Raw genomic sequence first — 23,638 nt, 5'->3', positions numbered from 1 at the left:
CGATTTGGCACTTCGCCTTCAAGTTGTGCAAACTGCCGGTCCCCGGGATCAATCACGGGCACGGCGGTACGGCCAAACGGCCACGAACCCGCTTCTGGCCCTTCAGTGAAGGTCGAGAGGGCCGCTCGTTCGATAGCGGAAATGTAGACGAAAACATCCTGAAGAAAGCAAATTTGTCAGCGCACCATCATGTCACGGGGTACCTCAGTGAAGGTCGCTGCACCACTGGGCGTCACGCGGACGGCTTCACTGAAAATGTAAGAGTCCTCACGTTCCCAGACCCCGATGAGGAGGTGGAAGACGAAATCCGCTTCTAAAACGGTATTGTCATCGTCTTGAAGGCTGAAGGCGCCGTCACTGGCGTCAATTCCGAGCGAATACCCGATGCGTGACTCCTTGCGGATGCCACTCGGCTTGAACGCCTTTATGAACGCACGGTAAACATCGCTCGCAAGGGCGCCTGGCTTGACCGCAGCGAGTGAAGCGGTGAAACCCGCCAGCACGGCCTCGTGCACATACTTGTACCGCTCTGGAGGTGTGCCGAGGTACACGGTACGCGACAATGGGCAGTAGTAGCGGTGAACAAATGCAGCGATCTCCAAGTTGGTTTGCCGCTGCCTTTCGTATGGCCGGTCGGTCCATCTGAGATGCGGTGCCTGAGACCAGGGCGTCACCGACATTATGACTTCAGCCGGCCCACCGCCCACCCCGGAAGTCCCTCTTATCAAACACTCCATAGCCGTCGCTGCGACGTCGCACTCCCTGACACCAACGGCGATCTTATCAGCACCAGCGGTCAGCGCCCGATCAACGATGCGGGCTGCGTCCTGAATATATTTAATCTCAGCGGCCGATTTCTTGATGGTGACGTTCGGCATCACCGGAGTGGCGTCTTCAACCTTACGGCCGCCAAGCGCATGTGTCAGGCATTCGTAGTCGCGATGCGAGAAACCCTTGGCGCCCAGCTCGATGCCTATCCGACCGCCCTGCGCGACTGCGAGAATCCGGTTCCCAATCACCTCCCATGGAGAGCGAGCAGCAGTGCCAATATAGCTTTCCGGGTACCATTCGATGCGGCTCTGGTCGAGATAGACGGTGGGATAGGCGCAATGGATGTCTATTTCCCGAAAAATGAGGATTGGATCAATGTCGCCGGCGCGCAGAATTGCCGCCTGCGGCACATAGTCCGAAAAACCTTCATATCCGGTCAGATAACACATGTGGGCTTCGTTCAGAACGACCAGAGTGTCGATGCCCTTCTCCTGCATCTTGATACTGACTTTCTTTACGCGATCCCGATATTCACCCGGTGCAAATGCAGCCATCCTTTATCTCCTCATTTCCTGATCAGCATCTCGTGCAAGCGGCTTGTGTGGGCGAACTCAGGCGCGCCGTGACTCATTCGCGATAACCACGACGTCGTCCCCATGGTGAATCCGCCCAAACGCCCAGCGGCAAAACACCAGTCCTGCAACCGGTGCATGCTGCACCGAAGGCCCGCGGCTATCCCACTCCAGCGGATGAATTTGTCCGATGGGTTGGCCCTCCTCTACAGGCTCCTCGATTTCGACAAAGGGTTCAAAAATTCCGTCGCAAGTCGCCCAACCGTAGTGCCGATAGCTTAGTGCCTCGACGAGCCTGCTGCGCTTCTTCCCAAGCCAAGCCGCGGTTTCCAACTGGCCGCGCATGAGGCCGAAATGCTTCATGATGTTCCGAATACCCGTCTCAGCCACAGCAATTGTTTCGGGAGTCGACGTGCCCACGCCACCGAGCTCGCCGCATCCGAAGAGAAGGCCCATCTCCTCGGCCGTCGTGTCGAGCATGCCTTTGTCGATCACGCCATTGGTGTCGTATTCCTTGATCAGAATCGCCATCGGCGCCCGAAACGCCCGCAGCATGTCAATTGTCGCACGCGTACGCCTCTCATCCTCGAAAGTATGCGCCATGACACTTGGAACCGCAGAGTTTGAGCGTCCGCCCGCATGAAGGTCCAGAACGGCAATGACGTGCGGCAGGACCGCCTCGGTGATGAGATAAGCTATCTGATCCGTTACGGACCCGTCCTCCTTGCCCGGAAACACACGGTTCAGATTCTTCCCGTCGAGCGGCGATGTCCGTGTGCCCGCATCCACGGCCGGCGGATTGATGATGGGCATTATAATGACGCCGCCCTGAACCAAATCCGTTGGTTCGAGTTCGCGTTCCAGCTTGAGTAGCGCGATTGGCCCCTCGTACTCGTCTCCATGGCTTCCGCCGGTAAACAGCACGAGCGGACCTGGCCCTTGCCGGACGACGGTGATGGGAAGGTCGACCGTGCGCCCCTGATCAGCGGGGACGGATATCCTGCTCCGTTTTTTTCCAGGCAGATTGGGGTCGATCCCGGTGAGCCTTTGCAGGGCATTCAGATCGCGCATCACGTTTCCTGTACCTGGTTGGATTGCTTCTGATGGACAGTCCGCCGGACGGATCTATGCCGGTCCTTGCGGGTCAAAACCGTGGCCCAATGCAGTTAAGGGCGAGGACGTCAATTGGCCGTCGCACGAGAAATCGTCGGCGACAGCCTCATAAGAATTGTCGAGCCGGAACTTGTTGGTCACTGTTCGTCATCAGGTCAGCAGCCCTGTCATCAGCGTCCGGACGAAGCGGCATCAGAGGGGTGAAGGCATCCGTGCCGATCTCATTGGCGGAAAGGAAGATCACGCGTACCGTGGCAATTAGCCGAGCGGACGGCTCCGTCGCGCCCTCGAAGACGTGTCCAGTGTGCTTCGCGATATTCGTGAACTCGTTCATGAATCACTTCCCCAGCCAGCACGCAGACATGTGCTGCGGCCCCACTTCGATGGCTGGCGGCTCCTCTGCTTTGCAACGGTCGAAAGCCAGCGGGCAACGGGGATGGAACCGACAGCCCTTCGGCACGCGCGCGGCACTTGGAACCTCGCCTTGCAGGGCCGGCAGCTCGGCGCGACCCGCGTTGCCGCCAATCTGCGGGGTGGCGTTACGCAAGGCGACGGTATAGGGATGGCGAGGGTTGAACGTGATCTCGTCGGCGCTGGCGATCTCGACCAATTTTCCAAGATACAAGACGGCAATTCGGTCGGCGATCAACCACGCGAGCGGCAGGTCGTGTGTGATGAACAGCAGCGCCATATTGTGCTTGTCGCGTAGGTCAACCAAGACCTGAAGGATCTGTGCGCGTATAGAGACATCGAGCATCGACACAGGTTCGTCAGCAACGATGAGCGCCGGCCTGACGGCCAGCGCTCCGGCAATCACGACGCGCTGGCGCTGCCCGCCAGACAGCTCGTGCGGGAAGCGATCGAGGAAGGCATCGGGAGGATTGAGCCCTGCGGCCTCAAGGGCTTCGCTCACTCTTTCAGTAAGTTGGGTGTTGTTTTCAACGAGCCGCAGTGACCGCAATGGCTCCGCCACAATATCGAACACGGTGTGTCGCGGATTGAGCGCTTGATACGCGTCCTGGAAGATCATCTGCACGCGATGCCGGTAAGGACGCAATGCCGACGAGCCGCGCTTCGCGGTCATGTCGCGGCCTTCGAACAATAGCTTGCCGCCCGTCGGCTGAGCAAGCTTGGTGATGACACGGCCCAACGTCGTCTTGCCGCTTCCCGATTCCCCTACGAGGGCGACGATCTCGCCCCGTCCGATGTTGAGGTTGATGCCGTCCACCGCACGTACGGCGCCAGCAGGTCGGCCCAGGACACGGTCGAACAGCCCGCCTTGGATAGGAAAATGGACCTGCAGGCTCTCAAGACGCAGGATATCGGCGGTGTCAGGCATGGACTGCAACCTTGTCTTCTTGCGAGGACCGGTGAAGGTGACAGGCTACGCGTCCTCGCCCGAACTTATCGAGGCTGGGAACTTCGGTCGCGCAGACCCCCATGGCCGACGGGCAACGCGGATGAAAAGCGCACCCCCACGGTCGATTCACCAAGTTGGGGGGATCGCCGGGAATGGGCCGGATCATCTTTTTGCCGTTCGCCGGGTTCGGGATCGAGTCGATCAGCAGTCTGGTGTATGGGTGCTTAGACTGAGCGAAGATCTCGGCGACAGTGCCATCCTCGACGATGCGGCCCGCGTACATGATCATGACGCGATCACAAGCCTCAGCCACCACAGAAAGATCGTGGGTGATCAAAATCAGGGCAAGGTTGAGCTGCAAACGCAACTCACCCAGCAGTTTGAGGATCTGAGCCTGGGTAATGACATCCAGCGCCGTGGTCGGCTCATCGCCGATGATGATCGAGGGGCGACATGCCAGCGCCATGGCAATCATCACCCTTTGACGCATTCCGCCAGACAATTCGTGAGGATAGGCGGCGCCGCGATCCGCCGGAATGCCGACGATTTCGAGGAGCTCTCTTGCCCGCGCGGTCGCCTCGCTACGCGACATGCCGAGCTTCAACATGCACGGCTCGGCGATCTGCTTGATGATGCGGTGAACAGGATTAAGTGCATTCATCGCACCCTGGAAGACAACGGATGTTTCGCTCCAGCGATGTGGCCGCATCGCCGCATCGTCATCGATCGGCAGTCGCTTTCCGCGATAGCGTACCTCGCCCTCGCTTACCCGCGCGTTGGGTGATAGCAGACCCGCAATCGCCATAGTAGTCGTGGTCTTCCCGCTGCCAGATTCTCCGACGAGGCCTACAGCCTCTCCGGCCCGGAGCGCGAAGGTTACGCCGTCGATCGCTCGCAATGAAACGCCCTTGAGCCCATAATCAACAGAGAGGCAGTTAACTTCCAGAAGCGGAGGTTTTTCCTGGGAGGAGTTTGTCATGGAATCACCCTCCGCCGTGGATTGAACGTATCGTCGAGGGCATTGCCAATCAGGACGAAGCTAAGGGAAACCGTGAGGACGCACACTCCGGGGGCACCGAGATACCACCAGGCTCCAGCGCTCGCCGCACCGGCGCGCTGGGCCAGCGCCAGCAAAGTGCCCCATGAAGGCTGCAACGGATCGCCAAGCCCGAGGAACGAGAGAGACGTCTCGACATAGATTGCGCCGGCGACGACCAGCGCACCATTCGCTGCTATTTGCGGCACGAGATTGGGCAGGATGTGCCGCACCATGATGCTGAAACTGCTGCTGCCCACAACGCGTGCGCGATCAATGAATGTTCGCTCCTTAAGCGACAGTGTCTGACTGCGGACGATGCGTGCAACGAACGCCCAGCTTGTCATGCCGATAACGACAAGGATAACGAAAAGAGAAGGACGGAAGCCGAGGATCTCTCTGCCCCTCCCCATCACCTCGAGAACTACGGGTGTGATGACCAGCGCCAGCACGAAGGACGGCATGACGAAAAAGAAGTCCGTCAAGCGCATCAGCCAGACGTCAACCCTGCCAGCATAGTAGCCAGCCGTCATACCGATCGTAGTCCCGACGACGAGGCTGATCACAGTCGCCAATAGCGCAATCACAAGCGAAATCCGGGCACCATGGACGACCAGATTGAGCACGTCGCGCCCGACTTCGTCCGTCCCCAGAAGATGCTGGCTTTGAGGCGGAGCGAGGAAGTCACCCGTTGCGGTGGCTACCGTCTCAAGTGGGCCCACGAGGATATTGGGCACCGCAGCCAGCACAAGGAAGAACACGAGACACGACAGGCCGAGCTGAGCCCCACCATAGCCAAGAAACTTGCGTAGAAAGCCCTTGATCGCTCGCGCCCGGCCACGCGGGGAATACTGAATAATCCTTTCACTCATTGCCAGACCCTCGGATCAAGAAGGCCGTAAGCGAGATCGGCTACGAGGTTTGCGAGAACAATCGAGGCACCAAGCAACAAGAATATCCCCTGAAGGACAGGATAGTCCCGTCCGTTGAGCGCTTCCACTGTTAGCCCTCCGATGCCCGGCCAGGCGAATACGGCTTCGACGGTAATGGCACCGGCAACCACGTAGCCAAGATTAAGGGCAATCAAGGTCACGACCGGCAGCATTGCATTCCGAAACGCATGACGCATCAGCATTTGACCGTTGGTCAGCCCTTTGGCCCGTGCGGTTACCATGTAATCCTCGGTGACTGCGTCACTCATTGCGGCACGTGCGACTACAACGTATTGACCGATTAGCCCAAGCGCCACCGCGGTGACCGGAAGCGTGAGATGCCGCAGGTAGTCGAGGAACCAATCAAGGGAACCGCTGATAGCGCCAGGTGAATATGCACCATAGCCCGGAAGCCAGCCCAACGCCGTACTGAAGACCACCACCAGAAGCATGCCGAGCCAGAAAGACGGCGTAGAATAGAGCGCCAGAGAGGCTCCCGTGACGATATGGTCGACAGCTCCTCCCCTGCGCCAACCCGCATATAGGCCAAGCATAACCCCGCATACGATGGCGATGAATTGGGCTAGACCGACCAGGGCAACGGTGGCCGGCAAGCGCTCCAAAATCAGGTCAGCGACATGCCTGCCCCTGAACTTGAAGCTGTAGCCGAAATCGCCACGTAGAGTTGTCGACAAGTAGCCAACCACCTGGTCTGGGAATAGCGGCCGATCGAGGCCCCAGTTCTGGCGCTGCTCCTCGATCTGCTTAGCCGTCACGGCATGTCGCGCACCGCCCAGCAGCAGCCTGGCGGGGTCGCCCGGTATCACTCTGAACAGGATGAAGTTAAGGGCCGCCACCATCAGAAGCGTCACGACCGCCCTCAGTAGGATGCGCCCCATGTGTCTACTCATCTGGCTTCTCTTGCGTAGCTAGCCATTTTAGAGCGGACGCAGGCGATCGAACGGAAAGTAGCTACCCTGCGAGACCATGTCTTGCTCGCCCCAACCCTCGAAGCAATCCGTACGATGAGCCTCGAGCAGAGTTGGGTAACTGAGGATGATATAAGGTGCCTCTGTGTAAATGAGGCGCACCGCCTGATCGACAAGCTCCTGGCTTTTCTTGAGGTCGACAGTGACGTCAACCTCCGACAGGAGCGCATCGAACTTGTCATTGGTCCAGTACGATGCGTTCGTGGATCCGATGAGCTTGCTGCTGCCTAAGGAGAGGATGTCGCGAGGCGCGGTAGTCAGCCAGGTGTTACCAACGATCAGATCCCAGCCTCCGCCGCCATCAGCCGGCGCCGCTGTGCGGGCTTCGAGCGCGCCGGCGTCCAGCTGGGTAACCGATACGCGGATGCCAATTTTTCCCAACCAGCCAGTGATAAGCTGCACGGCCGCGGTCGGAATCTCCAAATTACCTGAGTGTGCTCCGGTAATCAGTTCAAGCTGGAAGCCCTTTCCCTCCTTGTCCACCCGGACCCCGTCGCCGTTCGTGTCCCGATAGCCAGCGGCATCGAGCCGGCGCCCCGCCTCGGCCAGATCGAAGCGGCGCCTGATGTCGCCTAGGTCAGAGTAGTAATCGGCCGCGATCGGCATGGCCAGCCCGACGCCCGGTTCGGCGTGACCGCGGTAGGCTCGATCGACGATGGCTTTCTGGTCGATCGCATATCCGATCGCATCGCGAAACGCCGGATCCTGCAGAGCCTTGGTGCTACCAGCCCCTTCCCCGGACGTGGTGTTGAAGGCCAAGTAATCCCGCTGCTCGACGCGCGATTGACCAATCTTGATATCGCGATCCTTTGAGAGATCTTCCCACTGTGCCGCCGTCAAGTTCATCCCATAGTCGAGGCCGCCGCTCTTCAGACCCTGCGCTATCGGATCGGCCGTAGCGAACAATTGAATGATGATGCCGGCCGTTGCCGGCTGCCCGTCGCCGCGGAAGTACGGGTTCGGCGTGAGCCGGCAAAACTGGCCCTGCTTAAGCTCCGAAAGGATCATGGGGCCCGTACCCACCACCGGGGGATCGTTCCGGAAGGTGCCGCGCGCATCGGCGTAGCTGATGTCCTTCCAGATGTGCTCGGGAACAATCAGCACGTTCTTGTAGACTGGCAGGCGCGTGGGGGATTTGGTCACGATCTGCAAGGTCTCGTCGTCGAGGGCCGTAATTGACTCGAACTGTTCAAATCCATCAGTGTTGTTCCAGCCGATGTTGAGTTCGTTCGGCGTGCCCATCGAGCTGCGCACATAGTTGTAGGTGAAGGCGGCGTCTTTGGCCGTGGCGGGCTGGCCGTCCGACCACTTCATGCGCGGCCGGATCTTGAAGGTCCACGTAAGGTTGTCATCGGCAACGGACCACTCCCTGGCAAACGATGCCTTCCGTTCGGGGTGGCGCAAGGCGTCCGGGCCGACCAGCCAGTCATAGATTATGAACAGCGGCCACCACGATTGCCAGGTGGCGAATGGATTTGCCGTATCGGGCGAGAGGACCGCGCCGAGGCGCACGATGTGGTCGTCGCACGACGACGCGGCGAACGCCTTTGAAGGTGTAACCCAAGGGGCAGCCAACCCTACAGCCAGCGACTTCACCGCCGCACGACGACTGATTATCCACTTGTTCATTCTGTCCTCCCTGACGTTCCATTTTAAGGTTCCGCATCCGCTCCGAATTATTTGGCCTCTAAAGGCTGCGACTAATCGGGATCAAGGGTGGGCTTTATGAGAATACCGTATCAACTGGAACGGATAAACCGTTGGAACCGTGTTCCAGTGAAATGTGTTTTGCGCTGCATGTCAAGCGGCCAAGTGATTTTCGGAAGATACCGTTGCCAAAGGGGGACAACGCGAAGTGGATCTAATACCGCGCTCCGCCGCTTCAGGGCCGGACCTCGCGCAGGAAATCGGCCGCGTAGCCGCCGTAATAGCTGAGTTCTTTCAACCGGCTGCCGGTGAGGCCAGTATATCGCATGACACGGGCGAAGGTAGGGCGTGAAGGGATCGATCACCGCCTGCCGCGGCCGCGTGGCTCCTAGGTCACAGCCTTGATTGGGCAAAAAGCCAGGGAGTCTAATGTTAACGCTGAGAGCTCAGTTGGAGGGCGAAGTTCGTGGCCGCTTTCGTCATTGGAGCTGGAGAGTCTGGCCTGCTCGCTGTTCCGGCGCGAGTTGTGGCTGCATGACGTATATGCATCACCACACAAACTGGCGCCGGTGAAGGAGGTGTAGGAAGTCGATGACCTGAATGGCACAATGATCGATAAGATCTGGATCAGGAAAACCAGACACCGTTCCCGAGCTTGAAAGCTCTTGCAGAAGATTTGGACCCGATCCGCAGATCACCATACCGGCCCGCGGCTTCTTGAAAGGTTGCAACAAAAGGCCTGAGAGAAGAACGCACTCGATCACCGCACATCAGGTTGGAAGGCTTCTTGCATCAAGGGCGGCTACCAGAGAACAATGATGCAGCAGACGCCGAGGCCATCGCAATCGCGGCCCAGCGGCCGGAAATGCGCTTCGTCGATACGAAGTCCGCAGAACAACAAGGTTTGGCAAGTTTGTTTCGCCCGAGAACGGCTCGTCCACCAACGCACCGAACTGGTCAACGCACTTAGAGCGTGCCTTTACGAATACGGCTTCGTCGTTCCACAAGGAATTCACCAGATCAAGCGGATCAAGGAGATTCTGGACGCACCAAACAGCGACTTGGCTGATTTGATGCGCGAGGAATGCCGCGATCTATTGGAACAGATTGGCGAGAAGACGGTACGCATTGATGCGCGGACTGTGAAGATCAAGGTACTAGCGGCTGAAGCTGACACGGCGCGGCGTTTGCAGACAATTCCCGGGATCGGCCCACTGACCGCCCTGGCAGTCGAAGCCTTTGCCCCACCTATGAGGAATTCCGACGCGGGCGGGACTTCGCCGCTTGGCTCGGCCTTGTTCCACGTCAATTCTCCTCAGGTGGCAAAGAACGGCTCGGGCGCATTTCCAACGCTGGGCAGCCCGATATCCGAAGGCTGCTGATTATCGGCGCGATGTCGCGTCTGAACTGGCTGGGCCGCAAATTAATTCCGGAAGGTTCATGGCTGGCGCGCTTGGCAGCGCGGAAGCCGAGGATGCTTGTGGCGATCGCTTTGGCCAAAAAGATGGCACGGGTGAGCTGGGCCGTGCTAACGAAAAATGAGGATTACCGAGGTCCGGCACAGGCTATGACGGCGTGATCGACATGCCGCAGAATCTGCTGACGTCGGATAAAGGGGGTGTGAGAAGGCGACGACCCGAATGGGCAAATGATCGAACGGATCTGGATTAAGAAAACCAGTTGAGAAACATGAGCAATGAAGCTCGAGAGTCAGATTTGGACCTAATCCGCAGATCACCATACCGGCTAGCGGCCTCTGAAAATGCCGCGTTCAAAGGCCTTACAGAAGACCGCACTCGATCAGCTGCACACGTAGTCGGAAGCCTCTTGCATCACTGGCGGCAACCACAGAAGTTTCTCGATTCGCCCGATATCGATGAAGCTCGCGATACGTCGCCGTGCATCTGAGGCATCGCAAAGCATGCCTCGATTCTGCGATTTAGGCGCATGGTCGTCGATTCATTGCCTTCCGAAGTTGGCCCGGGCAACGCGATCGGGCTTTGTTGCGCAGCTATAAATGATTAACCTCACATTGAACGGCCGGTCAGGGAGAATGCCATTCTAGGTCATCGCCGATCCCTTGAGATAGGTGGGGTATAGGGGCGAAGCCGGGATTTGCGGCGATGGCTCGGTTGAGGTCTAGCGGTCTTACCTCGAAGCCGCGCCACAGCCGGTCGCCAAACCATCGATCATCGATCTGCCGGAATCCCATCTTCCGGACGGAACGCAGGGAACGCTGATTTTCAGGCCGGACAAAGCACAGGACCCGCGGCACCCCCAAGGCCCTAAAGGCAAAATCAAGGACCGCGCATCCCGCCTCCGCGGCATATTCCTTGCCGGATGCGGCCTGGCTAAAGCAGGCGCTGAGTTCCAGATCGTCGCTGCCTGGCAGCAAACGCAGGCCGCGTTGTCCAACGAAGCTGCCTTCCACGCTGTTTCCGTCGCGCGCGAACACTGCAAAGAGACCAAAACCATACATCTCCCAATCGGCAAGGGTCTCCTTGAGCCGGGCATGTGTGTCCGCCCAAGACGGAGCTTTTGCGTCATAGATAGCGTTCACCACGAAAGGATCATTATTCAATGCGTGAAGCCGCAAGAGGTCCCTTACGGCCAAGGGACGCAAGCCTAACCGCGCGGTTTTCAAAATTAACGGCATGATGCGGGCGTTCCCGCACGGGGCAGACTGCCGGCGCGCTGGTGTGCGTCTCGGACCAGGACAACGGAAAGCAGAATGACGGCATCGTTGGTGCGCGTGATCATGGGACGATTCCTCCGCAGTGCGTGAAGCAGAAGCATTTTTCGGATAAGACGTGCATGTACCGTGCCAAAGGAAAATTTCTGTAAAGCAATACGATGACACTAACCCGCTATGTCGCACTTCCCACATGGTCGAACAGGTCGTGTCCCGCCGAGTAGATGCTATGGGGCGAGCGGCGAGGTTGTGGCATCCTTCGGCACCGTCGAAAACACCATCAGAAGGAGGCGCGTCCCATGTCGCAATCTTTTGACGCGAGCCGGTCCCTTACCGCTCTTGAAAAGGAGAACAGGATCGTCGCCGGCATCGAATAAGCAAGGCGAAGTGGCTGATTGCCGCGCTTGTTCCAGGCCTCAAGCGCCAGCCCCTCAAGAAAATCGATGCCGACGCGCCAGCGCGGTTCAAACTGCTACAGCGCTGGCGCGCCGAAGCCGGCCAGGCCGGGCAGACGATCAAGCGGATCGCCGTCGCTTATGAGGCGGCCGGCGACGGCTTCTGGCTGGCGCGCTGGCTGCGGGCGCACGGCATCGAGGTCTATGCCATCCACCCCGCCACAGCGTTGCGGTGTCGCGCGAGCATCGGCGCGCCAAGACCGATCGCCTCGACACCAAACTTTTGATGCGCGCCTTTCTCGGCTGGCTGCGCGGCGAGAAGCGTCACTGCAGCATGGCGGCGATCCCGACGCTTGCCGAGGAGGACGCGCGCGGCCAAGCCGCGAGCGTGAGACTTTGGTCACAGAGCAGACGCGGCTCATCAACCGCGTCAAAGCGGTGCTCGCCCGCTTTGGCATCCGCAACTTCCGGCTGAGCCTGCGTCAGGCGGCGGACAGGCTCGGGAGCATTCCGCACGGCCGAGGGAACGCCATTGCCGGACAACACCGCGCCGAAATCCACGCCTTCCTTGAGCAGCTGCAGCTCGTGCCCGACCATATCCCACCATCGAATAGGAACGCCTGCGCCGGCTCACTGCGGCTCCGGTTGCGGCGAACGGCCCGCACGCAATGGGTTCGCTTGCTCGCGCGCATCATTGGCATCGGCGTCGAGACCGCCGACATGCTGGTCCACGAGATCCTGTCGCGCAAGCTGCGCGATTGCCGCGCGGTGGGAAGGGGCTGGCGCGCGTCGGCAATGTCCGCGTGCGGCGCGGCATGATTCAGCTGGCGTGGCAGTTTCTCTCCACTTCCAAAACGACCAGCAGTCTCGTCCAATGGGTTCCAAGCACGCACGGGCGACGGCCGCAAGACCACGCGCAAGACGATGATTGTGGCGCTGGCGCGCAAGCTGCTGATTGTGCTTTGGCGTTTCGTCACCACGGGCGAGGTGCCGCAGGGCGTCATAGTGCGTGCGGCGTGATGCGAGGCACGTGGGCAGAGGAGAACAACGCACACCTAATTGGCGGGGCCTCTAGCAGGCCTGCCGATGACGATCCGAGGTGGTCGCAACCCGAAGCGTACATGGTCCTTCGGACCCTCGGAGTAGAATGGGCCCGCCGCCCCGGAGATTCGCCACCGATGCGCATGCTGAATCATGGTTCAGATCCATTCGGGATCTACCGAATACAAGTCTGCCGCGCGACATCCGCGCCTGGCTCAAGGCGAGCTCGCCTCGGAATCCATCGTCGGCTTTTTGACCCCGCAGGAAAAATTCACCCGACCCGGCAGAGCCGGCCGCCCGTGCTCGCGACCGTCAAGGACAAGTCGCTTGGCGATGGGCCTGCACCCACCCTTGACCGTCACTGTGCGCGGCGGCCCCATTCGAGCGAGGTCGGCACGAGGAGATGAGAAACCGAACCAGAGCAACTTTGACAATCATCGCCCCATACAGGTGTAGCTCGACGGTGACGAAGCCGCTCGCGAGCGCGCGCTCAAGTGACCCGATTACGATCACTTGTGCCGAGTTCGGAAAGGAAGCTCTCATATCAACAGGAAAGAAGTTCATTGGCCTCGATGTTCATCGATTCGATTGCGATAGCGGTTGCCGATAATGGCATGGACAGGGAAGTTCGCTATTTCGGCACAATTCCCAATCGACCGGAAGCTTTGCATGCAGCGTTGAAAAAGATCGGGCAGGACGGTTCCGAGCTGCGCGTCTGTTATGAAGCCGGGCCTTGCGGGTTCGTCATCTACAGATCCCTCGCCAAGTTCGGCGTGGACTGCATGGTGATATAGCCATGTTCAATGCCGCGCCGTCCGGGAGACCGGGTAAAGACCGATCGAAGAGATGCCCAGACACTGGCCTGCCTGTTGCGCGCCGGCGAGCTGGTCGCGGTATGGGTTCCGGACGAAGCCCATGAAGCGATCCGCGATGTCGTTCGCGCTAGACGGCAGGGCGAAAGACAATCTTTCGGCGGCTAAGTCGGCTTTGAAGAGTTTCCTTTTGCGGCACGGTCGACGGTTCAACGGGAAAGCGATCTGGGGCAAGGCTCATTGCGGATGGCTGTCGGAACAGAAGTTTGCCTTTCCGCACCAGCAACTCGTCTTCGAGGGATACAAGCGGCGCATTCACGATCTGGTGCAGGGAAGCGGTAATGCCATGCCGATTCACTCAGCATCGTCCGGGGCCGCCGCATTCCCGGTTCGGGTGATCTCGCCGCGCTTGATCCTCTTGCCGCTGGAATGCTCGGCCAGCACCAGGCCAAGCCATGCCATCAGTTGTTTTGGGCTGTCGAACCGAAGCAAATCGCCGATCTCCGCAACGAGGGTGACGGCAGCCGTCAACTTCGCACCTCGCAACGCCTGAAGCGCATGGGCCAAAGGACCCAGCACCCAGCCTGAGACGGCTTCCTTCAAAACGCCGTCCAGCCGGTTGCAACGGTCCACCCATGAGGGGCGAAGCTTGATAGACCGGAATGCCGAGCTTCGGAGCATCAAAGCCATTGCTTGGAAGGCGCAGGTTCGCCTTAGCGCCAAATTCCGAAGACTTGCCGCGTCCGGAAAGCAGACGGTCATGGAAATGCCTTCCCCGCTCGTCACGGTTAGGTCCAACTCGATGGCCAGTTCCGATAGACAAGATGCGGGAAAACCTGCTCCGCGAAGCGGCCGTCTCGCCGGATCGTCGTTTCCTCCACTGCCTCCATGGCTCCTAGGCAGTCCGAACAAAGGCAGTCGTCGAATACCCAATAACCGCCATCGACCATGTATTTTCGGGACACGTCGTAGCTATACTTCACGGCGCTGTAGATATCGCAATCGACATGGTTGAGCCGGACCGAGCCGACATTTTTCATCGCTTCGTCGGCCGTGTCCTCGAAAAGCCCCCGGACCAAATGGAGATTATCAATTTTCTCCTTCTCGATTACCTCGAGCAGCTCTTCGTAGCCCGCATCTTTGAAATCGCCCGCCCGGTGCCCGTCGCGCTGCGGGTCTGTAGCAGGCATCCCGTCGAAAGTATCGAAAGCGTAAACGTTCATGCCGGGATGGAGTTCCTGGCAGACTGCCGCCATGAAAAGCGCGTTGCCCCCGCGATAGGCGCCGAACTCGACGATATGGCCGGGCGCTAGGCCATCGAAGCCGAAACGCAAGATCAGATAGAGATTCATCCGGTTCTGCTCGGCCACGACCGTCCGCTTTCGCGCCAGCTGCATTGCCCTGTTGTAAAGCTTGTCCTGGTGCAATTGCTCGACCAGATCGCCTTCCTGGAGGCCTATTGCGCGTTGGAAGCCAGCGCGAACGTTTCGCCCCCGCGATCTCTCGGGCGCTTCCTCGAACTCAGGCAGAACTATTGTCATCGAACACCTCTCCAAAAAGCATCTTCCAAGACATCCATGTTTGCGGGCCCGGTCTACGTCGCGCTCCACGGATTCCCCAACCCGGCCCTACCGGAAGGAGGCTGCGAATTCGCCTCACCGGGCCGGAGAGCCTTCGCCCTTTTCTGGTCGTTGTCCCGACTTAGGTGATGAGTATTTCCCCTGAGCGGGTACATTCTTCGCCAAATGGTCGAATGCGAGCAACGTTTCAAGAAGTCGGGGCATCAACTGCAGAGGCACCATGTTAGGGCCATCGCTCGGCGCCTTATCGGGATCGTGATGGGTCTCAATAAAGATGCCCGCAACGCCGACCGCGACGGCCGCCCGCGCCAAGATCTCGACGAAGTCGCGTTGCCCACCTGAGGTGCTACCTCGGCCGCCGGGCTGTTGCACCGAGTGAGTTGCATCGAACACTACTGGAAACCCGGTCTTAGCGAGGATCGGGAGTGCCCGCATGTCAGATACAAGCGTATTGTAGCCGAAGCTCGCCCCCCGCTCGCACAACAACACATCCCGGTTGCCCGATTGCACCAGCTTGTCGGCAACGTGCTCCATATCCCAAGGGGCGAGGAACTGCCCCTTCTTGATATTCACCGGGCGCCCGGTTCGGGCTGCTGCGATCAACAAATCGGTCTGACGACAGAGAAGGGCGGGGATTTGCAGGACATCCACGGCCTTCGCCGCCTCTCGGCACTGCTCAGGAGCATGGACATCGGTGAGCACCGGACAGCCGACGGTCTCTCGAACATCCGCCAATATGGCGAGACCCTCTCGCATCCCGACACCGCGCCCACTAGACAGGCTCGTTCGGTTTGCTTTGTCGAACGAACTCTTATAGATGAAACCTAGGCCGAGATGGCCTGTGATCTCTGACAGGGCGTGGCAGATCTCAATCGCATGGTTGCGGCTTTCGATCGCGCACGGGCCGGCGATGAGTGTCAAGGGAAGATCGTTGCTTACGACCAGCGATCCGATTGTAATGCGATGCTGCTTCATTCGATGATTACTGGGGTTCAAGCGCAAATTCGAGGGTAAAGCTATATTGGCATTGTTGGCGAGGATAGCCGCATATTGCAAATTAAGGTTTAGCTAAGATTTTGTGACTGCTTTGTGTTATGCCATCTCGCTCGCTTGAAGAGCTCAATTTGAGGGATCCTCCTCAGCTTGAGCTGAATCCAGCTCAGTACGGCTATCTGCGGCGGATGGACCTTCTGTGAGCACTATGTGTCTCGACGCCGCGTGCCCTTTGTGTCCAGGCGGACGGGCATTGGAGAAAGGACCCGCGCCTAGAGCAGGTCCGGTTAGTCCGGGTCATAGCCCCGCGGCCTTGAAGTAGTTCTGGCATTCGGCTGGGGTGAAGAGGTCGACGAGCGATCCGATGGCGTTCCACAGGGCGTGATTGTCCTCTCGGCTTTGGCGCGCATAAGAGCCTTAAATTTGAGAAGGCGTTTTCGATTGATGGAGTTGTCTTGTCGCCGCTGGGACGTCAAGTATGTAATTGAGTCGAGACGACGCTGCCGGGTGCATGGTTGTCTTCGCGGTCGACATCAGTCGCCGCATGATGGAGCTTCGCGGACGAGCCTTCAATGTGGACGACGCACTTTGCTGAGACAGCGGTGCAATCCCATCAGCGGAAACGCTATTCGCAAGATTTCATGCTGTGCATGCTGTGGCGCCTGCATTCCGATCAAAGAATTTCACCGGTCTTGAGCATCGAATGCAATATCACCGCCAGTTTGCGCGCCACAGCCACGGCAGCTCGTTTGAAGCCAATCCTCTCCCGGAGCTTGAGGCCCCACATGCGCAGGCTGCTGTCATCGAACTGCGTGTCAGGATGACCGCCGCAGACTCATTGAGAAGTCCCCGCAAATGTCGATCACCGCGTCGGGATATATGGCCGTCATAATTGACTTCTCCCGATTGGTAGCGGCGAGTTGTCAGGTTGATCAAAGCGGCAACAGAGCGGGACTTCTTGAAGTTGCCCGGATCTTCAATGATAGTGGCGAAAGAGGCGATGATGGCGCCGATGCCGGGGATTGACCTGAGTATGCGGCATGCTTGGCTATGACGTGCATCTGCGACAAGCTGGCGCCCAAGCTCGGCGGCACGGATGCGAATGCTGCGCCAGGCTTCCAACATCGGTAGCACGACAGGAGCAAGCTCGCTCTGACCGATAAGAAGGCTCCGGACATTCTTTTCGAATGTAGTTCCTTACCGGCGGGAACGAGCAAGCCGACGTTCCATGATCCCTCGGATCTGGTTGGAAAGCTCGACGGTGATCCGGACCAGCAGAGCGTGCTGCCACGAGCGTGCGGGTCAACATACTGTCGAAGCCTTTCACCTGCACCTCGCGGAAGAAGCCTACCTCCACAAAATGCGCTAAACCGTCAGCGTCGTTCGCGTCGGTCTTGTTCGCGTCGGTCTTGTTCGCGGCAATGTCGAGTGCTGCTTGGCATGGCGTGCATCGATGTAGATCGCCGGCAACCCCTCTTGTGTCTGGACTTGACCATACATTTGACCTGAGCGACAGCCGGACGTTTTCAAAGTGATCAATGGACCTGTCGGTCGGCGGCAGTGGTCGCTGGAAAACAAGGCGCGGATAATCGCGACATGCTGGAGCCCGACGCCGTCATGTCCGGGTTGCGCGCCGGCACGGATAAAGGCCCCAACAGCTCTTCACCTGGGCGTCGGCAAGCACGCAAAGGTGCAGCTTGGGCGTTGCGGGATGCGCCCTTCGTGCCGGCTTCGATGGCACCAACGCATAAGAGTCCGTTTTGAAAATCAGGGATGTGCATTTCGTCGGATGAGGTTTCCACCCATGGCGACTAGGATCATGGCGTGAGAGACGTCGATGCGCTGTTCATAATCGCGCACGAGGCGTCGCCATCGCGTCATCCATCCGAATGTGCGCTCGACCACCCAGCGGCGGGGCAGGACCTGGAATCCTTTCTGGTCGTCGGATCGACGGATGATCTCGACGACGAAGTCGAGATAGGCGGCTTTGTCCATGAGCTTCAGCCGGTCATAGGCGCTGTCGGCGAACAGATGCTTCACCCAGGGCCAACGCTTGCGGATGCCGTCCAGGACCGCCTGAGCCCCGGCACTGTCGGAGATGTCGGCGGTGGTGAGGTTGACCATCAAGAGCCGCCCGTCGGTAGCGCACGGCGTTGATCACCTCCCGGAATTCAACCTCGCGCGGACGGCCGCGACGCCCAGGCTTGGGCATTAGCGGAGCGATCTGCTCCCATTCCTCGTCCGTCAAATCGGATGGGTAGCGCTTGGTTTTCTTGGCGATCTGGGCCATTCGCCCGCGGCTCTGCTCGGTCCACATCCAGAGCTTGAATCACAAATCGCTTCACCGCAAAACCCCACCCCCCTCGATTTTCCAAACGGACTCTAAGCGGTTGTAAGGAGATGAAAGAATTTTCCGTTCGCCAGTTCCAATGCCGAGGTGAAATCATCACCGATGCGATGACCGTCATCGAGGCGGCTAATTGTCCGGCCTCAACCCGCAGGCTATTTTGCCGACATGCTCTCCCGCATCAACGATCACATCATCAGCCGACTCCATGAACTGTTTCCCTGGAGCTGCGAGCAGTGCCACCGTCTCTCACGTCTTCGCGCTCGCCTAAGGCCTCATCCCATCGAGTGTGTTAAGTTGTGAGCTGCTCTAGACGGCGGCCAGTGCCGAACTGATTCTATCGGCGACCGATCGGACAACCGGACCGATCTCTTCAAAGCTGTCGGCTATCCTGAACGTAGGCGAGGATATGCTTAGCGCTGCGACGACATCGCCCGATTTGTTGTGTATGGGCGCAGCCACGCACGACGCGTCAGGTAGATTCTCGCCGTGATCCACCGCGTAGCCGCGCGCTCGTGTTTTCTCGAGTTCGACAAGGAACGCTTCGCGCGTCAAGATGGTCGATTTGGTCCTAGGATCAAATCTGATTCGGTCGAGAACCGCGTTCATGACGGCAGGGGTCATCTCGGCCAAGATAGCCTTCCCGAGTGCGGTCGAATGTACCGGCATGGTCTGTCCGACTGAGGTGATCAGGGCGACGCGCTGGTGCGTTGGCTCCAGCTTTTCGATGTAAACAATACGATCGCTCTCCAGGATTCCGAGGTGGACGGTCTCGTCATTCATGTCGCGCAGCTCGCGCATGAACGGCCGAGCAATTTCTCGCAGCCCTAGGGCGATACCACTGGATGAGGACAGCTCAAGCAGCTTAGAGGTGAGCGAGTAGTTCCCGTGGCTCGTCCTGCGCACATATCCATCATCAATCAGCGTTTGCAGCAGACGCGACGTCGTTGCCCGATCGAGCCCGGTGGCCTCCGCGATCACGCTCGGCCCGAGCGAAACCGAGGCGCGCGCCATCATCTCGATCACGGAAAGCCCGCGTGACAATGCCCTGACCGGCGGAACGCCCATGTCGTGTGCTCCAGAAACAACACCCTCTACCCGGTTCGACCGCACGGTGGCAACAGCGCCGAAATGACATGTCACCCCATTTGCGATTCCCGCTTGACGCAAAAGACAGGGCCGGTATAAAGTTCATTCTATGATATCGAAGTTCATTAGATGAAGTTTGTGCTATAATGACGACTGCAAGCGCGAGAGTCTCTCTAAAGGCGGTCGCCGATCTGGGGCCGCAGCTTATCGAGCGTAGCCGGACCGGATTGGCGGTCGGCACATTCATCATCGAGGTCCCCACCATCGCCACCATTCGAGCCGTAGCGCTCGCCGGGTTCGACTTCGTGGTCATCGACATGGAGCATTCCACGCTTGGCTTCGACCGCTTGGAACCGCTGGTGCTCGCGGCGCAAATGCTGGGAGTGGCTGCATTTGTCCGTGTCTGGGGCGAGGATGTCGGACTTATCGGCAAGGCGCTGGAGGCGGGAGCCAATGGTATCCTCGTACCGCACGTAGAGACTGCCGAACGCGTCCGCGCCGTCGTGGCCGAGACACGCTTTCCGCCGCTGGGCGCCCGTAGCTTCAGCCCGCTCACCCGCCATGACGGGCTGGCGCAGTCGAAGACGGCGATCGGCGAGCGAACCGTGGTGATCGTGCAAATCGAGGGCCGCAAAGGGCTGGATGCTATCGCGGAGATTGCCGGCGTCGTTGGCATCGATGGCATCTTTATCGGCACCCATGACCTTTCCGGTTCACTGGGGATCGGGGTCGAGGACGATGCCCTGATCGGCCATGCGGCACGGCTTGCAGGCTCATTGCCCGAAAGCCTCATCCGCGGCGTCTATATCGACAGACCCGAAGCAAGCGCCGCATGGTCAGATTTGGGTTTCAGCCTGCAATGCGTCAGTTTCGACGGGCGCATGCTTGCCGACGGCGCCTCTGCGGTGGTGGCCGGAACCAGCGTGCGTAAAGGGACGGCAGCATGAGCTCGGGCCCCGATCTGGTCGATCTGGCGCGGCGACTGCGCGATGCCGAGGCCGCCCGGCAGCCGATTTCTCGACTGACCGAGGGTGCGCCGGGTCTGACGGTGGCCGAGGCCTACGAAATCCAGCGCCTCAACGCGGAGGCCCGCATAACCGCAGGAGAAGTGATCCGCGGCCACAAGATCGGGCTCACCGCGCGGGTTATGCAGATCAAGTTTAAAGTGGACGAGCCTGACTATGGGCATCTGTTCGATACAATGTTCGTCAAAGAAGGGGACGTACTCGATCTATCGTGGCTGATTGACCCGCAGATCGAGGTAGAGCCGGCCTTCATTCTCGGTCGGCCGTTGAAAGGTCTGGGCGTGACACGCAACGAGGTGTTGGCTGCAACAGACTGGATTGTGCCCGCGTTTGAGGTGATCGATAGCCGCATCCGCGATTGGGACATAAGGCTGCAGGATACCGTGGCCGACAACGGCTCGTCCGCGCGAGTCGTGCTGGGTCGGGTTCGCAAGCGGCCTGCCGAGTTGCGGTTGGCGGACCTTAACACGGCACTGGTCCTTGATGATGAGGCGGTCGAGACTGGCAGTACCTCCGCCATCCTTGGCCATCCGGCCGAGGGGATTGCCTGGCTGGCGAACGCGCTCGGTAGGCACGGCGTAGGACTGAATGCGGGCCAGATACTGCTGCCCGGCACCGCGACGCGATCGCACCGAATAGCCGGGTGCAAAACGGCCCGTGCCGAGATCGAGGATCTCGGCACGGTAACACTGAACTTCACTGGAGAACCGACAGTAACGCCATGACCATTACTTTGACCGCAGCCAGCATGGAAGCCACGATTCGCCGCTATTACGACGGCTGTAACCGCGCCGACGCTGCCATGATGAAGAGCACGATGGCTCCTGAAGCCACGCATTTTTTTCCCGCCGGGGCGCCGCAGGGTCCGTTCCGCGGAACGCAGGCCATCGCAGATGGCTGGATCGAGGCCGTCGCGAAGATGGGCTCTCAATGGACCATTGAGACGCTGATTCTCGATCCGGAAAACCGACGCGCCGTACTGGAATGGACCCACTGGAAGACCAAGGCTGGCACCTATCTGCGCGGCGACGAGTGGTTCGAGTTCGACGAGCAGGGCCGGATCACGGAAATCCGCGCCTACTACGCATGTCCTCCTAAAGGAGTTACGGGCGAAGCCATGCTAGGCGGCTTCGATTATGCCGGCCGCGGCTACACAATGAATCCGCCCTACACCGAAGAAACCCGACCGAAGCCAGAGACCTAGCCTAGCAGCTGTTGAAGAAGTCTGCCGTATTGCCTTGAGGATGGCCTCGTCGCCGTTGTGGTAGGCGAACGTGATCTCGATCGAGCCGTCGTCGAGCAATTCGGCATGGCCATCGCCTGTGACTTCGTCCATCTCGTCACATCCGCCCCATGTAAAGTGAACTATCGACGGGCCGTAGCTCAGATCGAGGCCGGCTCGCAGGGCGCCAAAGGCGATCTCGCCGTTGTTGTCGGGTCCGATGGTGATGGTTGCGGGTCCACCGAGGTTCAGATAGCCGCGATCCCACAGATCGGCTTCGATGATCCGCCAGCGGCCGATCAGTTGGCAGCCCGCGGGCGCGATCATGTCGGCACCGCCAGCAGCTTCGGCAATCGCACCAGATTGTAGGCGGCAGCCGCGAAGATGAAGGCCCACCCGACGCGGTCGCGTCCGCGCAACTTGGTCTTCTCCTGCCCGGCGACTGTCTTGATCCAGCCGAACGCCTCTTCGATGCGCTTTCTGACGCGCTGGCTGACGGCATAGCCGCCGTGCCGCGTCGTGCGCCCATCGATCGCCGAGCGGCGGCCGCTGGTATTCTGCGCTACATGCGGCGTCACCTTCATTGAGCGCAACTCGTTGATGAAGTCCTCCGCGTCGTAGGCCTTGTCGGCGCCGAGCGTGATCGCCTGCGGCCGGTCGGCGCAGGGTTCGATCATATGCAGTGCGGCCACTCGCTCGGCATGTCCGTCGGCCAGCGTCAGGCAGGCATCGACTAGCAGGCCGTGGCGGTTCTCCATCAGCCCATGCCCCATGAAGCACAGCTTCGCCTCCTTGCCCTGTCCCTTGCGATAGAGCCTGGCGTCGGGATCGGTGGTCGAAGCATGCGTTTCGTTCGACCGTTTCTGGCCGTGGAAGTCCGCTTCCGTGTTCCGCCCGCCGTCCTGAGCCGGCGGCTCGCCTGAGCCATCTTCGCCCGAACCGTCCTTCGGCTTGACGCTCTTCATCGACGCCCAGGCCTCGATCAGCGTTCCGTCGACCGAGAAGTGATCCGTGGAAAGGAGCTTCTTCACCTTGGGCTGCGCCAGCACCGCAGCAAAGAACTTCGTCGCGATGTCGCCTTCCAGCAGCCGGTCACGGTTTTTGGAGAACACCGAATGGTCCCAGGCCGCGTCGTCGATGCCGATGCCGACGAACCAGCGGAACAGAAGGTCGTATTCCAGCCGCTCCATCAACAGCCGTTCCGAGCGGATCGAATAGAACGCTTGCAAAAGCATTGCCCTGAGCAGCTTCTCCGGCGGGATCGATGGCCGTCCGATCGGCGAATACAGCGCCGCGAAGTCCCGCTCCAGCGCCGACAGCGCCTCGTTCACGATCGACCGGATCGCACGCAATGGATGATTGCGCCGAACCCGTGCTTCAAGGTCCACGTAGCTTATATGAAGAGTGTCAAGGCTTTTAGGCTCCGCATTTTGGGTCCGTTGGTTTGCCGTATCCATGGTCTGAGCCCGATTGCCTGACGCGGCTCGTTCCCCCGAACCAGATCCAACTCATATACGGTCGCTGTTCGAAGCAGCGGCACCAACATCCCGCTTGCGGCGGACAAGGGCTCAGGGGACGAGACCATTCTGAGACAACGGCATTTTGAAGCCACGCTACGTGCCGGTTCGTCCACCTGGATCCGCCAGGACAGATCAGGTCCTGGAAGATAGCAGAATTCGGTGGATGTAGCGCATCAGGCGACCGTCATGGTTGCCTCCTCGATGACAACGCCGACGTTGACGTATTTCCACAGCGCCACGAGCAGCTTGTGGGCGAGCGCCACGATCATCGTCTTTTTCAGCCGGCCGTTGTTCTGCTTCACCCGCTCCTTGAACCATAAGGTGAGTGCCGAGCCCGGCTGATGGCGCACCCACAGCCAGGCCATCTGGACCAGCTGCGCATTTCGCTGATTGTGAGCAGCCATTTCACGCGATGGTGAGCGCTCATTTCATTTGATCGTGAGCAGGTATTTCACGCGATCATGAGCGGCCGCTTCGACCGTCCCTGTTCATTGATTCAGGT

21 protein-coding genes and 4 pseudogenes are annotated in these 23,638 nt (G+C 59.5%); 5 read left to right on the top strand and 20 right to left on the bottom strand.

Annotated features, from left to right (window positions below; all coding sequences use genetic code 11):
* Window positions 1–176: 176 nt before the first annotated feature.
* From EOA78_RS26270 to EOA78_RS37300, 10 genes are all read right to left on the bottom strand, one after another.
* Window positions 177–1,325 carry a Xaa-Pro peptidase family protein gene (locus EOA78_RS26270; protein WP_127317651.1) on the bottom strand — a complete coding sequence of 383 codons (1,149 nt, stop codon included), beginning with the start codon at window positions 1,323–1,325 and terminating at the stop codon, window positions 177–179.
* A gap of 57 nt (window positions 1,326–1,382) precedes the next feature.
* The gene (locus EOA78_RS26265) at window positions 1,383–2,414 is read right to left on the bottom strand and encodes a succinylglutamate desuccinylase/aspartoacylase family protein (RefSeq protein ID WP_127317650.1); all 1,032 of its coding nucleotides are present in this window, start codon (window positions 2,412–2,414) and stop codon (window positions 1,383–1,385) included.
* A 148-nt stretch (window positions 2,415–2,562) separates the two neighbouring features.
* Window positions 2,563–2,790: a hypothetical protein gene (locus EOA78_RS26260; RefSeq protein ID WP_127317649.1), complete on the bottom strand. Its 228-nt coding sequence runs from the start codon at window positions 2,788–2,790 to the stop codon at window positions 2,563–2,565.
* A 3-nt stretch (window positions 2,791–2,793) separates the two neighbouring features.
* The gene (locus EOA78_RS26255) at window positions 2,794–3,795 is read right to left on the bottom strand and encodes an ABC transporter ATP-binding protein (RefSeq protein WP_127317648.1); all 1,002 of its coding nucleotides are present in this window, start codon (window positions 3,793–3,795) and stop codon (window positions 2,794–2,796) included.
* Entirely contained in the window at window positions 3,788–4,795 is a 1,008-nt protein-coding gene (locus EOA78_RS26250) for an ABC transporter ATP-binding protein (protein ID WP_127317647.1), read from the bottom strand. The genes EOA78_RS26255 and EOA78_RS26250 overlap by 8 nt, the downstream gene beginning before the upstream one ends.
* Window positions 4,792–5,724, bottom strand: coding sequence for an ABC transporter permease (locus tag EOA78_RS26245; RefSeq protein ID WP_127317646.1), 933 nt, complete (start codon window positions 5,722–5,724; stop codon window positions 4,792–4,794). Before EOA78_RS26245 ends, EOA78_RS26250 begins: the two co-directional genes overlap by 4 nt.
* On the bottom strand, window positions 5,721–6,695 hold the full coding sequence (locus EOA78_RS26240; RefSeq protein WP_127317645.1) for an ABC transporter permease: 975 nt from the start codon (window positions 6,693–6,695) through the stop codon (window positions 5,721–5,723). The genes EOA78_RS26245 and EOA78_RS26240 overlap by 4 nt, the downstream gene beginning before the upstream one ends.
* 27 nt (window positions 6,696–6,722) lie before the next feature.
* Complete coding sequence (locus EOA78_RS26235; protein WP_127317644.1) at window positions 6,723–8,402, bottom strand: ABC transporter substrate-binding protein; 1,680 nt, start codon at window positions 8,400–8,402, stop codon at window positions 6,723–6,725.
* 2,062 nt (window positions 8,403–10,464) lie between these two features.
* Window positions 10,465–11,076 (bottom strand): GNAT family N-acetyltransferase, encoded by a 612-nt coding sequence (locus EOA78_RS26225; RefSeq protein ID WP_127317643.1) that lies wholly within the window; start codon window positions 11,074–11,076, stop codon window positions 10,465–10,467.
* 508 nt (window positions 11,077–11,584) lie between these two features.
* Window positions 11,585–11,722 (bottom strand): hypothetical protein, encoded by a 138-nt coding sequence (locus tag EOA78_RS37300; protein ID WP_245477755.1) that lies wholly within the window; start codon window positions 11,720–11,722, stop codon window positions 11,585–11,587.
* 181 nt (window positions 11,723–11,903) lie between these two features.
* On the opposite strand from EOA78_RS37300, the gene EOA78_RS37295 reads away from it, so the two are divergent.
* Both EOA78_RS37295 and EOA78_RS26215 read left to right on the top strand, forming a co-directional pair.
* Entirely contained in the window at window positions 11,904–12,326 is a 423-nt protein-coding gene (locus EOA78_RS37295; protein ID WP_245477753.1) for a hypothetical protein, read from the top strand.
* 785 nt (window positions 12,327–13,111) lie between these two features.
* Entirely contained in the window at window positions 13,112–13,342 is a 231-nt protein-coding gene (locus EOA78_RS26215; protein WP_127317642.1) for a hypothetical protein, read from the top strand.
* A gap of 372 nt (window positions 13,343–13,714) precedes the next feature.
* On the opposite strand, the gene EOA78_RS26210 is transcribed toward EOA78_RS26215, so the two are convergent.
* The 7 genes and pseudogenes from EOA78_RS26210 to EOA78_RS26180 form a co-directional block, all read right to left on the bottom strand.
* Entirely contained in the window at window positions 13,715–13,963 is a 249-nt protein-coding gene (locus EOA78_RS26210; protein ID WP_206533504.1) for a transposase, read from the bottom strand.
* Window positions 13,964–14,148: 185 nt separating this feature from the next.
* Window positions 14,149–14,730: a TylF/MycF/NovP-related O-methyltransferase gene (locus EOA78_RS26205; protein WP_164783947.1), complete on the bottom strand. Its 582-nt coding sequence runs from the start codon at window positions 14,728–14,730 to the stop codon at window positions 14,149–14,151.
* A gap of 285 nt (window positions 14,731–15,015) precedes the next feature.
* The gene (kdsA, locus tag EOA78_RS26200; RefSeq protein ID WP_127317640.1) at window positions 15,016–15,915 is read right to left on the bottom strand and encodes a 3-deoxy-8-phosphooctulonate synthase; all 900 of its coding nucleotides are present in this window, start codon (window positions 15,913–15,915) and stop codon (window positions 15,016–15,018) included.
* Window positions 15,916–16,230: 315 nt separating this feature from the next.
* Window positions 16,231–16,358: pseudogene (locus EOA78_RS36550) on the bottom strand (IS630 family transposase); the annotation flags it as partial.
* Window positions 16,359–16,572: 214 nt separating this feature from the next.
* Window positions 16,573–17,421, bottom strand: a pseudogene (locus tag EOA78_RS26190) (IS110 family transposase); the annotation flags it as partial.
* A 279-nt stretch (window positions 17,422–17,700) separates the two neighbouring features.
* A pseudogene (locus tag EOA78_RS26185) lies at window positions 17,701–18,250 on the bottom strand (transposase).
* 339 nt (window positions 18,251–18,589) lie between these two features.
* Window positions 18,590–19,348: an IclR family transcriptional regulator gene (locus EOA78_RS26180; RefSeq protein WP_127317639.1), complete on the bottom strand. Its 759-nt coding sequence runs from the start codon at window positions 19,346–19,348 to the stop codon at window positions 18,590–18,592.
* A gap of 167 nt (window positions 19,349–19,515) precedes the next feature.
* Between EOA78_RS26180 and EOA78_RS26175 the strand changes: the two genes are divergently transcribed.
* From EOA78_RS26175 to EOA78_RS26165, 3 genes are read left to right on the top strand one after another with little or no spacing between them, the layout of a single operon-like run.
* Window positions 19,516–20,316, top strand: coding sequence for an aldolase/citrate lyase family protein (locus EOA78_RS26175; protein ID WP_127317638.1), 801 nt, complete (start codon window positions 19,516–19,518; stop codon window positions 20,314–20,316).
* On the top strand, window positions 20,313–21,119 hold the full coding sequence (locus EOA78_RS26170; protein ID WP_127317637.1) for a fumarylacetoacetate hydrolase family protein: 807 nt from the start codon (window positions 20,313–20,315) through the stop codon (window positions 21,117–21,119). The genes EOA78_RS26175 and EOA78_RS26170 overlap by 4 nt, the downstream gene beginning before the upstream one ends.
* Window positions 21,116–21,598, top strand: coding sequence for a nuclear transport factor 2 family protein (locus EOA78_RS26165; RefSeq protein WP_127317636.1), 483 nt, complete (start codon window positions 21,116–21,118; stop codon window positions 21,596–21,598). Before EOA78_RS26170 ends, EOA78_RS26165 begins: the two co-directional genes overlap by 4 nt.
* On the opposite strand, the gene EOA78_RS26160 is transcribed toward EOA78_RS26165, so the two are convergent.
* The 3 genes and pseudogenes from EOA78_RS26160 to EOA78_RS26150 all read right to left on the bottom strand — a co-directional run.
* Entirely contained in the window at window positions 21,515–21,943 is a 429-nt protein-coding gene (locus tag EOA78_RS26160) for a hypothetical protein (protein ID WP_245477752.1), read from the bottom strand. The two genes, EOA78_RS26165 and EOA78_RS26160, sit on opposite strands and share 84 nt — an antisense overlap.
* Entirely contained in the window at window positions 21,940–23,073 is a 1,134-nt protein-coding gene (locus tag EOA78_RS26155; protein WP_245477750.1) for an IS5 family transposase, read from the bottom strand. Before EOA78_RS26155 ends, EOA78_RS26160 begins: the two co-directional genes overlap by 4 nt.
* 236 nt (window positions 23,074–23,309) lie before the next feature.
* Window positions 23,310–23,510, bottom strand: a pseudogene (locus EOA78_RS26150) (IS110 family transposase); the annotation flags it as partial.
* Window positions 23,511–23,638 lie beyond the last annotated feature (128 nt).

Source organism: Mesorhizobium sp. M5C.F.Cr.IN.023.01.1.1 (assembly GCF_003997585.1).
In the GTDB taxonomy this organism is placed as follows: domain Bacteria; phylum Pseudomonadota; class Alphaproteobacteria; order Rhizobiales; family Rhizobiaceae; genus Mesorhizobium; species Mesorhizobium wenxiniae.
This window is presented reverse-complemented; position numbering and strand designations above follow the sequence as displayed.

Coding starts and splice junctions, on each gene's coding strand:
- EOA78_RS26270 (WP_127317651.1), bottom strand. CDS start 1,325: ATGGCTGCATTTGCACCGGGTGAATATCGGGATCGCGTAAAGAAAGTC.
- EOA78_RS26265 (WP_127317650.1), bottom strand. CDS start 2,414: ATGCGCGATCTGAATGCCCTGCAAAGGCTCACCGGGATCGACCCCAAT.
- EOA78_RS26260 (WP_127317649.1), bottom strand. CDS start 2,790: ATGAACGAGTTCACGAATATCGCGAAGCACACTGGACACGTCTTCGAG.
- EOA78_RS26255 (WP_127317648.1), bottom strand. CDS start 3,795: ATGCCTGACACCGCCGATATCCTGCGTCTTGAGAGCCTGCAGGTCCAT.
- EOA78_RS26250 (WP_127317647.1), bottom strand. CDS start 4,795: ATGACAAACTCCTCCCAGGAAAAACCTCCGCTTCTGGAAGTTAACTGC.
- EOA78_RS26245 (WP_127317646.1), bottom strand. CDS start 5,724: ATGAGTGAAAGGATTATTCAGTATTCCCCGCGTGGCCGGGCGCGAGCG.
- EOA78_RS26240 (WP_127317645.1), bottom strand. CDS start 6,695: ATGAGTAGACACATGGGGCGCATCCTACTGAGGGCGGTCGTGACGCTT.
- EOA78_RS26235 (WP_127317644.1), bottom strand. CDS start 8,402: ATGAACAAGTGGATAATCAGTCGTCGTGCGGCGGTGAAGTCGCTGGCT.
- EOA78_RS26225 (WP_127317643.1), bottom strand. CDS start 11,076: ATGCCGTTAATTTTGAAAACCGCGCGGTTAGGCTTGCGTCCCTTGGCC.
- kdsA (WP_127317640.1), bottom strand. CDS start 15,915: ATGAAGCAGCATCGCATTACAATCGGATCGCTGGTCGTAAGCAACGAT.
- EOA78_RS26180 (WP_127317639.1), bottom strand. CDS start 19,348: ATGGGCGTTCCGCCGGTCAGGGCATTGTCACGCGGGCTTTCCGTGATC.
- EOA78_RS26175 (WP_127317638.1), top strand. CDS start 19,516: ATGACGACTGCAAGCGCGAGAGTCTCTCTAAAGGCGGTCGCCGATCTG.
- EOA78_RS26170 (WP_127317637.1), top strand. CDS start 20,313: ATGAGCTCGGGCCCCGATCTGGTCGATCTGGCGCGGCGACTGCGCGAT.
- EOA78_RS26165 (WP_127317636.1), top strand. CDS start 21,116: ATGACCATTACTTTGACCGCAGCCAGCATGGAAGCCACGATTCGCCGC.
- EOA78_RS26160 (WP_245477752.1), bottom strand. CDS start 21,943: ATGATCGCGCCCGCGGGCTGCCAACTGATCGGCCGCTGGCGGATCATC.
- EOA78_RS26155 (WP_245477750.1), bottom strand. CDS start 23,073: ATGGATACGGCAAACCAACGGACCCAAAATGCGGAGCCTAAAAGCCTT.